General features: G+C 60.0%; 17 protein-coding genes. 8 read left to right on the top strand and 9 right to left on the bottom strand.

Features of this window, described 5'->3' with window-relative positions:
- Nucleotides 1–12 precede the first annotated feature (12 nt).
- A complete protein-coding gene (locus CAF63_RS14260) occupies nt 13–438 on the bottom strand; it encodes a hypothetical protein (RefSeq protein WP_143492456.1) in 426 nt (141 codons plus the stop codon).
- 239 nt (nt 439–677) lie between these two features.
- Nucleotides 678–1,835 (bottom strand): Do family serine endopeptidase AlgW, encoded by a 1,158-nt coding sequence (gene algW / locus CAF63_RS14265; protein WP_007953548.1) that lies wholly within the window; start codon nt 1,833–1,835, stop codon nt 678–680.
- Nucleotides 1,836–1,938: 103 nt separating this feature from the next.
- Here algW and CAF63_RS14270 point away from each other — a divergent pair, with 103 nt between their 5' ends.
- The 3 genes from CAF63_RS14270 to cysN all read left to right on the top strand — a co-directional run bounded on the left by CAF63_RS14270 (nt 1,939) and on the right by cysN (nt 5,771).
- Nucleotides 1,939–2,697, top strand: coding sequence for a Nif3-like dinuclear metal center hexameric protein (locus CAF63_RS14270; RefSeq protein WP_085685743.1), 759 nt, complete (start codon nt 1,939–1,941; stop codon nt 2,695–2,697).
- A 248-nt stretch (nt 2,698–2,945) separates the two neighbouring features.
- Nucleotides 2,946–3,863: a sulfate adenylyltransferase subunit CysD gene (gene cysD, locus CAF63_RS14275; RefSeq protein WP_007953546.1), complete on the top strand. Its 918-nt coding sequence runs from the start codon at nt 2,946–2,948 to the stop codon at nt 3,861–3,863.
- Between the two features lie 9 nt (nt 3,864–3,872).
- Entirely contained in the window at nt 3,873–5,771 is a 1,899-nt protein-coding gene (gene cysN, locus CAF63_RS14280) for a sulfate adenylyltransferase subunit CysN (protein ID WP_085685745.1), read from the top strand.
- A gap of 561 nt (nt 5,772–6,332) precedes the next feature.
- On the opposite strand, the gene CAF63_RS14285 is transcribed toward cysN, so the two are convergent.
- From CAF63_RS14285 to CAF63_RS14295, 3 genes are read right to left on the bottom strand one after another with little or no spacing between them, the layout of a single operon-like run.
- The gene (locus tag CAF63_RS14285; protein ID WP_085685747.1) at nt 6,333–7,238 is read right to left on the bottom strand and encodes an acyltransferase; all 906 of its coding nucleotides are present in this window, start codon (nt 7,236–7,238) and stop codon (nt 6,333–6,335) included.
- Between the two features lie 4 nt (nt 7,239–7,242).
- Nucleotides 7,243–9,342 carry a phosphate acetyltransferase gene (gene pta, locus CAF63_RS14290; RefSeq protein WP_085685749.1) on the bottom strand — a complete coding sequence of 700 codons (2,100 nt, stop codon included), beginning with the start codon at nt 9,340–9,342 and terminating at the stop codon, nt 7,243–7,245.
- Nucleotides 9,343–9,402: 60 nt separating this feature from the next.
- The gene (locus tag CAF63_RS14295) at nt 9,403–9,741 is read right to left on the bottom strand and encodes a DUF3565 domain-containing protein (RefSeq protein ID WP_085685751.1); all 339 of its coding nucleotides are present in this window, start codon (nt 9,739–9,741) and stop codon (nt 9,403–9,405) included.
- Here CAF63_RS14295 and CAF63_RS14300 point away from each other — a divergent pair.
- From CAF63_RS14300 to CAF63_RS14310, 3 genes are all read left to right on the top strand, one after another.
- A complete protein-coding gene (locus CAF63_RS14300; protein ID WP_011332490.1) occupies nt 9,710–10,195 on the top strand; it encodes a peptidylprolyl isomerase in 486 nt (161 codons plus the stop codon). The two genes, CAF63_RS14295 and CAF63_RS14300, sit on opposite strands and share 32 nt — an antisense overlap.
- Before the next feature lie 123 nt (nt 10,196–10,318).
- Nucleotides 10,319–10,801 carry a glutathione peroxidase gene (locus CAF63_RS14305; RefSeq protein WP_007959082.1) on the top strand — a complete coding sequence of 161 codons (483 nt, stop codon included), beginning with the start codon at nt 10,319–10,321 and terminating at the stop codon, nt 10,799–10,801.
- Nucleotides 10,802–10,958: 157 nt separating this feature from the next.
- A complete protein-coding gene (locus tag CAF63_RS14310; protein ID WP_085685753.1) occupies nt 10,959–12,062 on the top strand; it encodes an NADH:flavin oxidoreductase in 1,104 nt (367 codons plus the stop codon).
- Here the strand turns inward: CAF63_RS14310 and CAF63_RS14315 are convergent.
- Nucleotides 12,031–13,251: a glycosyltransferase family 1 protein gene (locus CAF63_RS14315; protein WP_085685755.1), complete on the bottom strand. Its 1,221-nt coding sequence runs from the start codon at nt 13,249–13,251 to the stop codon at nt 12,031–12,033. The two genes, CAF63_RS14310 and CAF63_RS14315, sit on opposite strands and share 32 nt — an antisense overlap.
- A gap of 113 nt (nt 13,252–13,364) precedes the next feature.
- On the opposite strand from CAF63_RS14315, the gene CAF63_RS14320 reads away from it, so the two are divergent.
- Nucleotides 13,365–13,940, top strand: a complete 576-nt coding sequence (locus tag CAF63_RS14320) for a hypothetical protein (RefSeq protein ID WP_085685757.1) — start codon at nt 13,365–13,367, stop codon at nt 13,938–13,940.
- A gap of 24 nt (nt 13,941–13,964) precedes the next feature.
- Here CAF63_RS14320 and cysZ read toward each other — a convergent pair whose 3' ends face one another.
- The gene (gene cysZ / locus CAF63_RS14325; RefSeq protein ID WP_085685759.1) at nt 13,965–14,720 is read right to left on the bottom strand and encodes a sulfate transporter CysZ; all 756 of its coding nucleotides are present in this window, start codon (nt 14,718–14,720) and stop codon (nt 13,965–13,967) included.
- Between the two features lie 310 nt (nt 14,721–15,030).
- Here cysZ and trxB point away from each other — a divergent pair, with 310 nt between their 5' ends.
- Nucleotides 15,031–15,993, top strand: coding sequence for a thioredoxin-disulfide reductase (gene trxB / locus CAF63_RS14335; protein WP_039769336.1), 963 nt, complete (start codon nt 15,031–15,033; stop codon nt 15,991–15,993).
- A 186-nt stretch (nt 15,994–16,179) separates the two neighbouring features.
- Here the strand turns inward: trxB and CAF63_RS14340 are convergent, their stop codons facing one another.
- Nucleotides 16,180–16,518: a HopJ type III effector protein gene (locus tag CAF63_RS14340; RefSeq protein WP_085685761.1), complete on the bottom strand. Its 339-nt coding sequence runs from the start codon at nt 16,516–16,518 to the stop codon at nt 16,180–16,182.
- The gene (locus CAF63_RS14345; RefSeq protein ID WP_064593416.1) at nt 16,511–16,807 is read right to left on the bottom strand and encodes a DUF1244 domain-containing protein; all 297 of its coding nucleotides are present in this window, start codon (nt 16,805–16,807) and stop codon (nt 16,511–16,513) included. Before CAF63_RS14345 ends, CAF63_RS14340 begins: the two co-directional genes overlap by 8 nt.
- Between the last annotated feature and the right edge of the window lie 49 nt (nt 16,808–16,856).

Consider the following 16,856-nt stretch of genomic DNA (forward strand, 5'->3'; position numbering starts at 1 on the left):
GGGGTGGAGTAACTAGGTTCTTTTTCTGGCCTTGAATGTTATTTCGGCCACCGACTTGTCGGCGAAAATCATGTGAATTGTCGCCTCGATACTTGCGTACCCTGTTGTGAACTTTCCAGTAACTGTGCCCGTTTCTGGATAGTGCATAACATCCGCATAATTGAGTGCCCACTGAAAATGTTGTTCAGTAACGCCTCGTTCATAGAACTGTTGAAAGTCGTAAGGTGTGCCGTTCAGCAGCGATACAACAAAGGTGTCGTGCTCTGTTCCGCCCTTAGACTTCGAAGTGCTAGCCGACTTCAAGTAACTTGCAGTAATCAAGCCCGGCCTGAAAAATACGATTGTTGAAGTAAGCGTGATCCCTCTCCAGTTGATTGTTACATTACCATCGTCGAAGTCTGGTTGAGGCTCGAATTTATACATTTTCTGAGTCGTCATGGCTTTCCCTTGTAGAAACCAGGTTTTATCGACAACTCGGTTTCTAATGGCGTGGCTGAGGAAGCTCAACATTAATCTACAGACGAACTGAGCTCACCTGTCATATCTGACAGGTGAGCTAGATTCATTGGTTTGGTGAGTTATCGCGAATCCAATCAAATGGGCTTTCAGACATATTGCATGTCTGGGTGAGCGAGCGGCGTGAACGTCGCCGCTCTCATAGTCATTTGTGGCGAGTCTTACTCTTCTTTTTCCTTGACTGGCGCCGGCGGCGGACGCAGACCGATTTCAGCAGTCAGCTTCAACTCCTTGCCATTGCGCATCACCTGAATCGTGACCTTGTCGGTTGGTTTGATCCGCGCTACCTGGTTCATCGACTTGCGGCCATCACCAGCAGGTTCGCCGTCGATGCTCAGGATCACGTCGCCCAGTTGCAGGCCGGCTTTCTGGGCCGGGCCGTCGCGGAAAATCCCCGCCACCACGATCCCCGGACGCCCGGACAGGCCAAACGACTCGGCCAGTTCCTGGGTCAGCGGCTGCACTTCAATGCCGAGCCAGCCGCGAATCACCTGGCCATGTTCGATGATCGACTTCATCACCTCCATCGCCAGTTTCACCGGGATCGCAAAACCGATCCCTTGTGAACCCCCGGACTTGGAGAAAATCGCAGTGTTGATGCCAGTCAGGTTGCCGTTGGCATCCACCAGCGCGCCGCCGGAGTTGCCCGGGTTGATCGCCGCGTCGGTCTGGATGAAGTCTTCGTAGTTGTTCAGGCCCAGCTGGTTGCGGCCGGTGGCGCTGATGATGCCCATGGTCACGGTCTGCCCGACGCCGAACGGGTTACCGATGGCCAGTGCGACGTCGCCGATGCGGATGTTGTCGGAGCGGCCGACGGTGATCGATGGCAGCGTCTTCAGGTCGATCTTCAGGACCGCGAGGTCGGTTTCCGGGTCGCTGCCGATCACCCGAGCCAGGGTTTCGCGACCGTCCTTTAGCGCCACGACGATCTGGTCGGCGCCGCTGGTGACGTGATTATTGGTCAGGATGTAGCCTTCCGGGCTCATGATCACGCCGGAGCCGAGGCTCGATTCCATGCGTTTCTGTTTCGGCGAGTTGTCACCGAAGAAGCGGCGGAACTGCGGATCCTCGAACAGCGGATGGCTCGGCTTGTTGATGACTTTGGTGGTGTAGAGGTTCACCACCGACGGCGCAGCGATGGTCACCGCGTCCGCATAGGACACCGGCCCCTGCTGCACGCTGGTGGTCTGCGGGGCCTGTTGCAGGTTGACGTCGAGGCTCGGAAGCCCGACCCACTGCGGGTAACGCTGAATAATCAACAGAGCGATAAGCACGCCGGCCAACAGCGGCCAGCCGAAAAAACGCAGCGCCTTGAGCATTAAGCACGTCCTGGAAAAGTTGCAGGCGGGGTCAGACCGCCCATAATGTCGCGCATTATACGAGGCCGCGCGTGCCTCTGAACGGGATTTTCAGGAGTCTTTCATGGCCGTAGCCCTCACTACCCTGGTCGAAGAAGCCGACCGTTACCTCGCCAGTGCGAAAATTGCCGATTATTGCCCCAACGGCCTACAGGTCGAGGGCCGTCCGCAGGTGATGCGCATTGTAAGTGGCGTCACCGCCAGCCAGGCGTTGCTCGATGCCGCTGTCGAAGCCGAAGCCGATCTGGTGCTGGTGCATCACGGTTATTTCTGGAAGGGCGAGAACCCGTGCATCACCGGCATGAAGCAGCGCCGTTTGAAGACGCTGCTCAAGCACGATATCAGTCTGCTGGCCTATCACTTGCCGCTGGATCTGCACCCGGACGTCGGCAACAACGTGCAGCTTGCGCGTCAGCTTGACATCACCGTCGAAGGGCCGCTGGATCCGGACAACCTGAAAATCGTCGGTCTGGTCGGTTCACTGAGCGAGCCGATGACCCCGCGTGACTTTGCCCGCAAAGTGCAGGAAGTCATGGGCCGCGAGCCGCTGCTGGTCGAAGGCAGCGCGATGATCCGCCGGGTCGGCTGGTGCACCGGCGGCGGTCAGGGCTATATCGACAATGCCATCGCTGCCGGCGTCGATCTGTTCCTCAGCGGTGAAGCCTCCGAGCAGACATTCCACAGCGCCCGGGAAAACGACATCAGCTTCATCGCCGCTGGCCACCACGCCACTGAACGCTACGGCGCGCAGGCGCTGGGCGACTATCTGGCGAAGCGGTTTGCCCTGGAGCACATCTTCATCGACTGCCCGAATCCGATCTGAGATTACCTTCATATTTGTGGGAGCGAGCTTGCTCGCGAAGGAGTCTGTTAGCCGACTTTTTCATCGGATGGCAGACCGCTTTCGCGAGCAAGCTCGCTCCCACAGGGTCCGTATTGGCCGAACCAGCAGGCATATTCATATGCCCTTTCGATCTAGTTGGCGTCCTGATTAGAAGAGGTCGCTGTGCTAGGATTCCCCGCTCGAACACGGCCCGCTGGCCGTTCATAAGAAAGCTTTCGTGAGTAGCCATGGTCGACAAACTGACGCATCTGAAACAGCTGGAGGCGGAAAGCATCCACATCATCCGCGAGGTGGCCGCCGAGTTCGACAACCCGGTGATGCTGTACTCCATCGGTAAAGACTCCGCCGTGATGCTGCATCTGGCACGCAAGGCGTTCTTCCCGGGCAAACTGCCGTTTCCGGTGATGCACGTCGACACCCGCTGGAAATTCCAGGAGATGTACAAGTTCCGCGACAAGATGGTCGAAGAGCTGGGCCTGGACCTGATCACCCACGTCAACCCGGATGGCGTTGCGCAGGGCATCAACCCGTTCACCCACGGCAGCGCCAAGCACACCGACATCATGAAGACCGAGGGCCTGAAGCAGGCACTCGACAAGCATGGTTTCGACGCCGCTTTCGGCGGTGCCCGTCGCGATGAAGAGAAGTCCCGTGCCAAGGAGCGCGTCTACTCGTTCCGCGACAGCAAGCACCGCTGGGACCCGAAGAACCAGCGTCCCGAGCTGTGGAACGTCTACAACGGCAAGGTCAACAAGGGCGAATCCATTCGTGTGTTCCCGTTGTCGAACTGGACCGAGCTGGACATCTGGCAGTACATCTATCTCGAAGGCATCCCGATCGTACCGCTGTACTTTGCGGCCGAACGCGAAGTGATCGAGAAGAACGGCACGCTGATCATGATCGACGACGAGCGCATCCTCGAGCACCTGTCTGATGAAGACAAGGCGCGCATCGTCAAAAAGAAAGTGCGTTTCCGTACCCTTGGCTGCTACCCGTTGACGGGCGCGGTGGAGTCCGAGGCCGAAAGCCTGACGGACATCATTCAGGAAATGCTCCTGACGCGAACTTCCGAGCGCCAGGGCCGGGTCATCGACCACGATGGCGCAGGCTCGATGGAAGACAAGAAACGTCAGGGTTATTTCTAAGGGGTTGTCATGTCGCACGCATCTGATTTGATCAGCGAGGACATCCTCGCCTACCTGGGCCAGCACGAACGTAAAGAGCTGCTGCGCTTTTTGACCTGCGGTAACGTCGATGACGGCAAGAGCACTCTGATCGGGCGCCTGCTGCACGACTCGAAGATGATCTACGAAGATCACCTCGAAGCCATCACCCGCGATTCGAAGAAAGTCGGTACAACCGGTGACGACATCGACCTGGCGTTGCTGGTCGACGGCCTGCAGGCCGAGCGCGAGCAGGGCATCACCATCGATGTCGCCTACCGCTATTTCTCCACCGCCAAACGCAAATTCATCATCGCCGACACCCCCGGCCATGAGCAGTACACCCGCAACATGGCCACCGGTGCATCCACCTGTGACCTGGCGATCATCCTGGTCGATGCCCGTTACGGCGTGCAGACCCAGACCCGTCGCCACAGCTTTATCGCCTCGTTGCTTGGCATCAAGCACATCGTTGTCGCCATCAACAAGATGGACCTCAAGGGCTTCGATCAGGGCGTGTTCGAGTCGATCAAGGCCGACTACCTGAAGTTCGCCGAAGGCTTGAAGATGAAGCCGACGAGCATGCACTTCGTGCCGATGTCCGCTCTGAAGGGCGACAACGTGGTGAACAAGTCCGAGCGTTCGCCGTGGTACACCGGCCAGTCGCTGATGGACATCCTCGAGACCGTGGAAGTGGCAGGCGACCGCAACTTCACCGATCTGCGTTTCCCGGTGCAGTACGTCAACCGTCCGAACCTGAACTTCCGCGGTTTCGCCGGCACCCTGGCCAGCGGCATCGTGAAGAAGGGCGACGAAGTCGTGGTCCTGCCGTCGGGCAAGAGCAGCCGCGTGAAATCCATCGTCACCTTCGAAGGTGAACTGGAGCATGCCGGCCCTGGCCAAGCAGTAACGCTGACCATGGAAGACGAAATCGACATCTCCCGTGGCGACCTGCTGGTCCACGCCGACAACGTTCCGCCGGTGACCGACAGCTTCGAAGCGATGCTGGTGTGGATGGCTGAAGAGCCGATGCTGCCGGGCAAGAAATACGACATCAAGCGCGCTACCAGTTACGTGCCTGGCTCCATTGCCAGCATCGTCAACAAGGTTGACGTCAACACCCTCGAAGAAGGCCCGGCGAGCGCGTTGCAGCTCAACGAAATCGGCAAGGTGAAGATCGCGCTCGACGCGCCGATCGCCCTCGACGGTTACGACAGCAACCGCACCACCGGCGCGTTCATCGTCATCGACCGTTTGACCAACGGCACCGTCGGCGCCGGCATGATCGTCGCTCAGCCAGTGACCCACGGTACGGCTACGCACCACGGCAAACTGGCCCATGTAGCGACCGAAGAACGCGCTCAGCGTTTCGGTCAGCAACCGGCTACCGTGCTGTTCAGCGGCCTGTCGGGCGCGGGCAAGAGCACGTTGGCGTACGCGGTCGAGCGCAAGCTGTTCGATCTGGGTCGTGCGGTGTTTGTGCTGGATGGCCAGAACCTGCGTCATGACCTCAACAAGGGTCTGCCGCAGGATCGCGCGGGTCGCACCGAGAACTGGAGCCGTGCGGCGCATGTTGCCCGTCAGTTCAACGAAGCCGGTCTGCTGACGCTGGCGGCATTCGTGGCGCCGAGTGCGGAAGGTCGCGAGAAGGCCAAGGATCTGATTGGCAAGGATCGTTTGCTGACGGTCTATGTTCAGGCTTCGCCGACTGTGTGTGCCGAGCGTGATCCGCAAGGTTTGTATGCTGCGGGTGGCGATAATATTCCGGGTGAGTCGTTCCCGTATGACGTGCCGCTGGATGCAGATCTGGTGATTGATACCCAGTCGTTGTCGCTGGATGAAAGCGTGAAGCAGGTGCTGGATCTGTTGCGTAAGCGTGGCGCGATTTAAGCGTTAGCTGCTGATAAAAGGCCCGCCGATGAGTGAATCGGCGGGCTTTTTATTTCGGGCCAATTCGGTCGATTGTGGGAGCTAGCCTGCTAGCGATGACGGCCTTTGGGCCGATCAGGCTCTTGGAGTTTTGGGTGAATATCCGTTTCTGCGGGTGTTGCCGCTGGCGGTTCCGCTCTTACAGCGGGTCACTTTTTCAAACGCCAAAAAGTAACCAAAAGGCTGGGCCCCGGCGTTCGGCACCTCGCTTTGGCTCGGTGTTCCTTCGTTACGGGATTCATCCGGGGGCATCGCCTACGGTTTGCTTCGCTGCACCTCCTCTCGATGTGTTTGGCTTCGCCAAACGGCGCTGCGCGCCCACCCCCGGATGAATCCCTCCACTCAGCCGGCCGAAGGGGCCGGCACGTCAAAAGCGGTACTCGAGCTAACGCTCATTGTGTTGAGTGGTGGGAAGCGAAAAGCCAAAAGCTAGAAGCGAACTGCTTTCCTGTGGGAGCCAGCCTGCTGGCGATGGCGGCCTGACAGGCGATCAATTTCTTTCAGGTGTTCCCACAGGGGGGATCAGCGTCGGTTGGGATATTCGCGGTGCATCTGCTCAAGCAACGCATCCTTGTCCTGCCACAGCTGGTTGATCCAGCCTTGGAATTGCAGGCGGTATTCGCCGTCCTGGTCGTAGTTTTTGCCGATGAACTGTGGTGGGATTTTCAGTTCTTCGAAGTGCACCACTACGTCTCGCACATTGCCGCACAGCAGATCCCAGAAGCCAGGGCGTCCGCCGGGATAGTGAATGGTCACGTTGACGATCGATTCCAGCTGTTCGCCCATCGCATCCAGTACGAAGGCAATGCCGCCGGCCTTGGGTTTGAGCAGGTATTTGAACGGTGATTGCTGCTGCGCGTGTTTGCCTTCGGTGAAGCGTGTGCCTTCGACGAAGTTGAAGATGCCTACCGGGTTGTCGCGGAATTTCGCGCAGGTCTTGCGGGTGGTTTCCAGGTCTTTGCCTTTCTTTTCCGGGTGTTTTTCCAGATAGGCTTTCGAATAGCGCTTCATGAACGGGAAGCCCAGTGTCCACCACGCCAGACCGATGACCGGGACCCAGATCAGTTCCTGCTTGAGGAAGAACTTTAGCGGCTGGATGCGTCGGTTGAGCACGTATTGCAGCACCAGGATGTCGACCCAGCTCTGGTGGTTGCTGGTGATCAGGTACGAGTGTTGATAGTCCAGGCCTTGCAGGCCGCTGAGGTGCCAGCGGGTGCGGCGGACCAGGTTCATCCAGCCCTTGTTGTTGCTGATCCAGGCTTCGTGGGTGTGGCTCATCAGCCAGCGCGAGGCGCGGCGTGCGAGGTCGAACGGCAGCACTTTGATCAGTGCCACGAGAAACAGGAACGAGCACAGCAGGATCGTGTTCAGCGCCAACAGCAGCGCGGCGATTACGCCGCGCAGGGTGGCAGGGAGAAAAGCCAGCATCGGGTCAGATATCCAGAGGTCGGTTGGCAGCCTGAATCGCGGTCAGGGCGATGGTGTAGACGATGTCGTCGACCTGCGCGCCGCGCGGCAGATCGTTCACCGGTTTGCGCAGGCCTTGCAGCATCGGGCCGAGGCTGACGCAGTCGGCGCTGCGCTGCACGGCTTTGTGGGTGGTGTTGCCGGTGTTCAGGTCGGGGAACACGAACACCGTGGCGCGACCGGCCACCTGGCTGTTCGGCGCCAGTTGCCGGGCCACGGTTTCGTTGGCGGCGGCGTCGTACTGCAGCGGCCCGTCGATCAGCAGCGAGTGCTGTTGTTCGTGAGCGAGCAGGGTGGCTTCGCGGACTTTCTCGACTTCTTCGCCGGTGGCCGATTCGCCGCTGGAGTAGCTGATCATCGCCACGCGCGGGGTGATGCCGAACGCGGCGGCCGAGTCGGCGCTTTGCAGGGCGATTTCGGCCAGTTCACTGGCGCTCGGATGCGGGTTCATCACGCAGTCGCCGTAGACCAGCACTTCTTCAGGGAACAGCATGAAGAACACCGAGGACACCAGCGTGCAGCCCGGCGCCGTCTTGATCAGCTGCAAGGCCGGGCGGATGGTGTTGGCGGTGGTGTTGATGATGCCGGAGACCAGGCCGTCGACTTCATCCAGCGCCAGCATCATGGTGCCGATCACCACGGTGTCTTCCAGTTGCTGCTCGGCCATCGGCGCATTGAGGCTTTTGCTCTTGCGCAAGGCGACCATCGGCTCGACATAGCGCTCGCGGATCAGATCCGGATCGAGAATTTCCAACCCTGGCGGCAGCACGATGCCCTGGGCACGGGCGACGGCTTCGACGTCTGCCGGTTTGGCCAGCAACACGCAACGGGCAATTCCACGCTCCTGACAGATTGCCGCCGCTTGCACGGTGAACGGCTCGCTGCCTTCGGGCAGAACGATGCGTTTGTTGGCGGCCTGGGCGCGTTGAATCAATTGATAGCGGAACACCGCCGGCGACAGGCGCATTTCCCGTGGCGTGCCGCAACGTTGGTGCAGCCAGTTGGCATCCAGATGACTGGCAACGAAATCGGTGATGATCTCCGCACGCTCGCGGTCATCGACGGGGATTTCCTTGTTCAGGCCGTTGAGCAGGTTGGCGGTGTCGTAGGAACCGGTGCTCACCGACAGTACCGGCAGACCGGCCTGCAACGCGCCACGGCACAAATCCATGATGCGCGGATCGGGCAGGGTGTCGCTGGTCAGCAGCAGGCCGGCCAGCGGTACGCCGTTGATGGCCGCGAGGCTGACGGCGAGGATGATGTCGTCGCGATCGCCGGGGGTCACCACCAGCACGCCGGGCTTGAGCAGGTCCACGGTGTTGCGCATGGTGCGCGCGCAAATGATGGTTTTGGTCATGCGCCGGGTTTCGTAGTCGCCGGCGTTGAGCACCTGGGCGCCCATCAGGTCGGCGACGTCGCGGGTGCGCGGGGCGTTGAGTTCGGGCTGGAACGGAATGCAGCCAAGCAGACGGAAATCACCGGTGCGCAGCAAGGGCGAATGCTCTTTCAGGCGCGCAGCGAAGGCGTCCATGCTCTCGTCGGTCTTGACCTTGTTGAGGATCACGCCGAGGACTTTCGGGTCTTTCGGCCCGCCGAACAACTGCGCCTGCAACTCGACGCGGCCGGACAGTTCGGTCAGCACTTCGTTTTCCGGCGCCGAGACCAGAATCACCTCGGCATCCAGGCTCTTGGCCAGGTGCAGGTTGACCCGCGCGGCGTAGCTGGCGCTGCGGGTCGGCACCATGCCTTCGACGACCAGCACGTCTTTGCCTATGGCGGCTTGCTGGTAGAGAGCAATGATTTCTTCGAGCAGTTCGTCGAGCTGACCATCGCCAAGCATCCGCTCGACGTGGGCCAGGCCCAGTGGCTGCGGCGGTTTCAGGCCATGGGTGCGGGCCACTAGTTCAGTGGAACGCTCAGGGCCGGTGTCGCCCGGATGCGGCTGGGCAATCGGTTTGAAGAAGCCGACTTTCAGCCCGGCCCGCTCCAGCGTACGCACCAGCCCGAGGCTGATGGAGGTCAGACCCACACCAAAGTCGGTGGGCGCGATAAAAAAAGTTTGCATGCGGATTCTCTAAGGGTGCATGGCAATGGCGATCGTCTCTGTGTGCCGATCTGCCTGAATTCAGTCGCCAAGGTTATCGCTAACCGAGCCTTGAGCGCACCAACCGCAAGCAAAGGGTTGGCCTATTTTTTCAATACGTTGCGCGGCGTCCAGGACCCATGCCCGGGACTGCCAGGGCGGGAGGTGGCGCAAGTGCTGGGTGTGGCCGCAGGACAGCTTGGCGACCCAGTGGCCGTCCTCGTCCTGATGGAATCCGGTGACGGTCACGGGCGCCAATCCGTCCCGTCTGTCCGGGTTCTGTTCGCTTTCGGGCAAATCCTTGTTTAGACTTGTCCGTTCTTCATTCTTATGCAAAAGGTCTCGCCCCATGCTGATCGCCGCCAATAAGGCTGTCTCCATCGACTATACCCTGACCAACGACGCTGGTGAGGTCATCGACAGCTCCGCCGGCGGCGCTCCGCTGGTCTACCTGCATGGCGCAGGCAACATCATCCCGGGTCTGGAAAAAGCCCTGGAAGGTAAAGAAGTCGGCAACGATCTGGAAGTGTCCGTCGAGCCGGAAGATGCCTACGGCGAATACGCCGCTGAGCTGGTCAGCACCCTGAGCCGCAGCATGTTCGAAGGCGTTGACGAGCTGGAAGTCGGCATGCAGTTCCACGCTTCGGCGCCGGACGGCCAGATGCAGATCGTCACCATCCGTGACCTGGACGGCGACGACGTCACCGTCGACGGCAACCACCCACTGGCCGGTCAGCGCCTGAACTTCAAAGTGAAGGTCGTTGCCATCCGTGACGCCAGCCAGGAAGAAATCGCTCATGGTCACGTCCATGGCGAAGGTGGCCATCACCACTGATTTTCTGCGCTAAGCTTTCGAGTACTGGAGAGGCGCCCGAGGGCGCCTTTTTAGTCCGCGGCTGTCCTTGGTGCCCTCGCCAAGTGGCTGTTTCGAGTAGAACACGGAAATCTGGAGTTCGTCATGAGTGCTTTTCACGACCTTAAGTTGACAGCCCTGGATGGTCAGGAGCTACCGCTGGCACCCTTCAAGGGCCAAGTCGTGCTGGTGGTCAACGTCGCCTCCAAATGCGGCTTGACCCCACAGTACGCGGCGCTGGAAAACCTTTATCAGCAATACAAAGGCAAAGGCTTCAGTGTGCTGGGCCTGCCGTGCAACCAGTTTGCCGGTCAGGAGCCGGGCAGTGAGCAGGAGATCCAGGAATTCTGCAGCCTCAACTATGGCGTGAGTTTTCCGTTGTCGAAAAAGCTCGAAGTCAACGGTCACGACCGTCATCAGCTGTACCGTCTGCTGGCGGGCGAGGGCGCGGAGTTTCCCGGTGACATCACCTGGAATTTCGAGAAATTCCTGCTCGGCAAGGACGGTCGGGTACTGGCCCGCTTCTCGCCGCGCACGGCGCCGGATGATCCTTCGGTGATTACGGCGATTGAAAAAGCCCTGAGTTGAAGCACGAAAATCGCAGCCATTGAGCTGCGATTTTTTTCGCCTGCCTTTTGACCCTTAATCATTCAGATCAATAGTGCTATCGGGCGTTTGAAACTCCGCATATTATCGCCGTCATATGAATTGCGTGCCCGTCGATCAATTTTTCGTGGAGCTTCCCATGCCCGTGCAAGCCCTGTTCAAACCGTTCCAGCTCGGTGCTCTCGAACTGCCGACCCGCGTGGTCATGGCGCCGATGACCCGTTCGTTCTCCCCGGGCGGCGTGCCCAATTCCAAAGTGATCGAATACTACCGTCGTCGCGCGGCGGCCGGTGTCGGCCTGATCATCACCGAAGGCACCACCGTCGGTCACCAGGCTTCCAACGGTTACCCGAACGTGCCGCACTTCTACGGTGAAGCCGCGCTGGCCGGCTGGAAGAAAGTCGTGGACGCGGTACACGCCGAAGGCGGCAAGATCGTTCCGCAACTCTGGCACGTCGGCAATGTACGCCGTCTGGGCACCGATCCGGACGCGAGCGTGCCGGGTTATGGCCCGTCTGAAAAACTTAAAGACGGTCAGGTCGTGGTGCACGGCATGACCAGACAGGACATTCAGGACGTGATCGCAGCCTTCGCCCAAGCGGCGAAAGATGCCCAAAGCATCGGCATGGACGGCGTGGAAATCCACGGCGCCCACGGTTACCTGATCGACCAGTTCTTCTGGGAAGGCAGCAACCAGCGCACCGACGAATACGGTGGCAGCCTGGCCAACCGTTCGCGTTTCGCCATCGAGCTGATTCAGGCTGTGCGTGCGGCGGTGGGCGAAGGCTTCCCGATCATCTTCCGTTTCTCGCAGTGGAAACAGCAGGACTACACCGCGCGTCTGGTGCAAACCTCTGAGGCACTGGGTGAATTCCTCAAGCCGTTGTCCGACGCCGGGGTGGATATTTTCCACTGCTCGACGCGCCGTTTCTGGGAGCCTGAGTTTGACGGCTCCGACCTGAATCTGGCCGGCTGGACACGCAAGCTGACCGGCAAACCGACCATCACCGTCGGCAGCGTCGGCCTCGATGGCGAGTTCCTGCAGTTCATGGTCAACACCGACAAGGTCGCGCAACCGGCCAGTCTGGAGAAACTGCTGGAGCGTCTGAACAACGACGAGTTCGATCTGGTGGCAGTGGGGCGTGCGCTGTTGGTCGATCCGGACTGGGCGCAGAAAGTGCGCGAAGGCCGCGAGCAGGACATTCTGCCGTTCAGCCGTGAGGCGTTGATGACGCTGGTTTGATCGCCGTGGGTGGCTTGTCGCGCAGGTCGCGGCAAGCTCCCAGCAAATGATTTTCAAACTGTTCGACGATGGCCGCCCAACCCTGGCGGCTGGCGTGCTGGCGTGCGTTCAGGCGTACGCAGCGCAACCTTTCGTCCTCCTCCAGCAGCCACGCGGCTGCCTCGCAGAACGCCTCTTCATCCCCGGGCATCGCCAGCACGCCGTTGTAGCCATGGCGGATATGCTGGGCCGCAGCCGCCTGATCGTAAGCCACCACCCCAAGGCCTGAGGCCAGCGCTTCCAGCACGACGTTGCCGAAGGTTTCGGTCAGGCTCGGAAACAGAAACACATCCCCCGACGCATAGTGCGCCGCCAGCGCTTCGCCGCGTTGCGAGCCGCAGAAAATGGCCTCGGGCAGTTCCTTTTCCAGTGCCATTCGTTGCGGCCCGTCGCCGACCACGATCAGCTTCAGGTTGCGCTGTGGATAAGTGCCGGCGAGCTTTTCGAAACTGCGCTTGAGCAGGCCGAGGTTCTTCTCCGGCGCCAGGCGTCCTACGTGAATGACAGCAATGTCCCGCTCGCCGAGACCCCATTGCTCACGCAAGGCATTCAGGCGTTTGGCCGGGTGAAACAACTGACTGTCGACACCCCGGGACAGCAGCGCCAAGCGTTCGAAATGCCGACGCTCCAGTTCCAGGCGCTGGCTGACGCTCGGCACCAGCGTCAGGGCCGAGCGATTGTGAAACCAGCGCAGATAGTGGGTGAGCAAACGCGTCAGCAAACCCAGCCCGTACTGGTGGGTGTATTGCTGAAAATTGGTGTGAAAGCCGCTGACCACGGCAATTCCCAGACGCCGTGCTGCGCGCAACGCCGACAGCCCGAGCGGACCTTCGGTGGCAATATAGAGCACGTCCGGGCGCTGGCGCGTCCAGCGTCGCAACAGTTTGTGCATCGACGACTGCCCCCATTGCAACCCCGGATAACCCGGCAACGGCCAGCCTCGGCACAGCAGTAGCGAGTCGTCTTCAGTGCGCTGCGGATCGTCAGCCTGACGCGGTCGCACCAGTTCCACCCGATGCCCGCGTGCGCGCAAGCCGTCGCACAAGCGGCCAAGGGTATTGGCCACGCCGTTGATTTCCGGTGGGAAGGTTTCGCTGATGAGGGTGATATGTAGAGCTGTCGTCATGACCTCAGTGTCGGCTGAGGCTATGTCGTCATTGTGTCGGGTTGATGATGGATTGATGACAGGCTTTTTTGGCAGGGCCTCAACATTTTGAGGAGGCGGTCGTTAGCCTTTCGAATACTTCAATCAGGGAAAGAGTCATGACTGAAAATGCTTATGCGCCGCCTGAGGCGAATCTTTTGAGCGAGGATGTACAAGCGAGCGGGTTTTACGTGGTCGCCCGCTGGAAGTTCATTTTGCTGTCGGTGCTCAGTTTCGGTTTGTACTTCTACTACTGGTCTTACAAGAACTGGAGTCTGTACAAGCAGCGGACCCAGGAAGAATCGTGGCCGCTGGCCCGAGGACTGTTTTACATCTTCTTCGTCCACCGGCTTTTCCGTCAGGCCGACAAGGCCATCCACGACAGCGGGCGCAAGTCAGATTGGGACCTCGAACAGTGGGCGACAGTCTTTGTTGTATTGACGCTGGCTGCTGCGGTACTCGAAAAGCTATCCGGTCAATTCGAGAACCTGGCTTATCTGGCGGCATATGCTGTAGCCCTTTTGCCTGTCAGAGCCTATGTGGCCAGTGAAGGCCAGCGTCTGATCAACCTGGCCGCCAATGACCCTGAAGGTCAGAGCAACAATCGCCTCAACGTCTGGAACTTCCTGATCATCGTGCCAGGTCTTGTGTTATGGGCGCTGGTGCTGTTGGGCTTGTGGGTCATTTATCGCTGAGGCGATACGAATCCGGGGCGGGGTTCAGGCCTTTTCCTGAACCAGCGCCTCGGCCCCGCGCTCGCGCACCCAGAACAACGTAGCGCCCGCCACGGCCGCTGGCATCATCAGGATGTTGACCAGCGGAATCAGCAACACCAGATAGACGATTCCGCCGAAACTCATGCTCTGCCAGCGCTTCTGGCGCAGCCAGGCGAGCATCTCGTTCCAGCCCAGTTTGTGGTTGTCCGCCGGGTAGTCGATGTACTGGATTGCCATCATCCACACTCCGAACAGCAACCACAGCGGTGCGGCGACGAGGTTCACCACCGGGATGAACGAAAGGATGAACAGGCCGATCGCCCGGGGCAGGAAGTAACCGAGTTTGCGCATTTCCCGGGCCAGTGTGCGCGGGATCATGGCGATCAGTTCGCCCCAGCTGAAGGCCGGGAAGTCGTCGGTGCCACGCACCACCACTTCAACCTTTTCCGCGAGGAAGCCGTTGAACGGCGCGGCGATCACGTTGGCCAGCATCGTGAAGGTGAAGAACACCATCAGCGCCACCAGCACCACGAACAGCGGCCACAGGATGTAGCTGAGGAAACTCAGCCATTCGGGCAGCGACGGCATCAGCGTGTCGACCCACAGGCTGAACTGGTGGCCGGCCAGATAGATCAATCCGACGAACAGCACCAGGTTGATGGCCAGCGGCAGCAGCACGAACAGGCGCAGGCCCGGACTCAAGACCAGTTTGAGGCCTTCGCGCAGGTATTGCGGGCCGGACAGAACAGGGGCGGGCATAAGGTGCTCCGAGCAAGGGAAAACGCGCCGACCTTACCGACTTTGCAGAACCTGTGAAAGCGCGGCAGTGGGATCGACATTCACTGTAACAAAGACGTCCATCTCGTCAGTGTGTCGGCATAGAGACCACCTATGAGCTGGATTGTTAAACCGTATTTCCTTAATCTTGCCCCCCTCGATACGCTGCACCCAACTTTTTACAGGACTGTCGAGCTCACGCCTTCCCCAAGGTTATCCACAGTCCTTTTTTATTCCCGCCGGCAGTCCGGCGTCCGGCCAGGTGTCTTGGCCGGTCAACAGGAGCAGGTTCATGTCTGAAGTCCGTCATTCGCGAGTGATCATCCTCGGTTCCGGCCCTGCCGGTTACAGCGCTGCTGTCTACGCTGCCCGTGCCAACCTCAAGCCGCTGCTGATCACCGGCATGCAGGCCGGCGGTCAACTGACCACCACCACCGAAGTCGACAACTGGCCGGGCGACGTCCACGGTCTGACCGGCCCGGTGCTGATGGAGCGCATGCGCGAGCACGCCGAGCGTTTTGAAACCGAGATCGTCTTCGATCACATCAACGCCGTGGACTTTGCTTCCAAGCCGTACAGCCTGACCGGCGACAGCGGCACCTACACCTGCGACGCGCTGATCATCGCCACCGGTGCCAGCGCTCGTTACCTGGGCCTGCCGTCGGAAGAAGCGTTCATGGGCAAAGGCGTTTCGGCCTGCGCGACCTGCGACGGTTTCTTCTATCGCAACAAGCCGGTGGCCGTGGTCGGTGGCGGTAACACCGCTGTCGAAGAAGCCCTGTACCTGGCCAACATCGCCAGCAAGGTCACCCTGATCCACCGTCGCGAAACCTTCCGCGCCGAGAAGATCCTGATCGACAAGCTCAACGCCCGCGTGGCCGAAGGCAAGATCGAGCTGAAACTGAACGCGACCCTGGACGAAGTGCTGGGCGACAACATGGGCGTGACCGGTGCGCGTCTGAAGAACAACGACGGCAGCTTCGACGAAATCAAGGTCGACGGCGTGTTCATCGCCATCGGCCACACCCCGAATACCTCGCTGTTCGAAGGTCAGCTGGAATTGAAGGACGGCTACCTCGTCGTTCAGGGCGGCCGTGAAGGCAACGCCACCGCGACCAGCGTCGAAGGCATCTTTGCCGCCGGCGACGTGGCCGACCACGTTTACCGTCAGGCCATCACCTCGGCCGGCGCCGGCTGCATGGCGGCACTGGACACCGAGCGTTACCTGGACGGTCTGCAGAACGCTTCGTTCTAAGATCGCAGAAACAAAAAAACCGGCCAATTGGCCGGTTTTTTGTGCCCGATTTTCAGAAACCACACAGTTCCAGTGTGGGAGCGGGCTTGCTCGCGAATGCGTCGTGTCAGGCAGTATTTTGGGTGACTGACACACGGCTTTCGCGAGCAAGCTCGCTCCCACAGGGGATTGTGATTGGCTTTGGAATCAGCGGCGGGTCAGCGGTTGCGCATCGAATTTCACGCCCGCCAGACCGTGCTGGATCAGGGCACGGATATTGCCGTGATCGCTGCCTTCAGGCGTTGCCACGACCGAGCGGTAGTGTTCGCCGAACGCCAGCAGCGCTTCTTCATCGCTCAAGCCTTCCAGCAGCGCCAGACCCAGGGTCTTGCACGAACCTTCGTTCTGCCCGGCCGCGTTTTCCACGCCGCCATTGTTGAACGCCTGAGGCTGGTAGTCGTAACCGGCGGCGATGAAGGCCAGGGTGTCGGCAAAAACGTGTTCGCCGCTCTTGAGGCTGGCGCGCAGGGTGTTCAGATCACTCATGGGGTTTTCCTTTGGCGAACGCCGCTTGTTGTTCGGCGCTGGCTTCTTGCTGATATTGGGCTTTCCAGTCGGCGTACGGCATGCCGTAAACCACTTCGCGGGCGTCGTCGAGGCTGACCTCGATCCGGCGCTCGTCAGCCTCGGCCTTGTACCACTTGGACAGGCAGTTGCGGCAGAACCCGGCGAGGTTCATCAGGTCGATGTTCTGCACGTCCTTGCGGCTGTCCAGGTGGGCGACCAGCCGGCGGAAGGCGGCGGCTTCGAGTTCGAGGCGTTGTTGCTCGGTCATGATGGGCTCTGTGCAGTCAAATCGTGGCGCGGATGATAAAAGTCTGACG

Source organism: Pseudomonas sp. B20(2017), assembly GCF_002113125.1.
Classification (GTDB): Bacteria; Pseudomonadota; Gammaproteobacteria; order Pseudomonadales; family Pseudomonadaceae; genus Aquipseudomonas.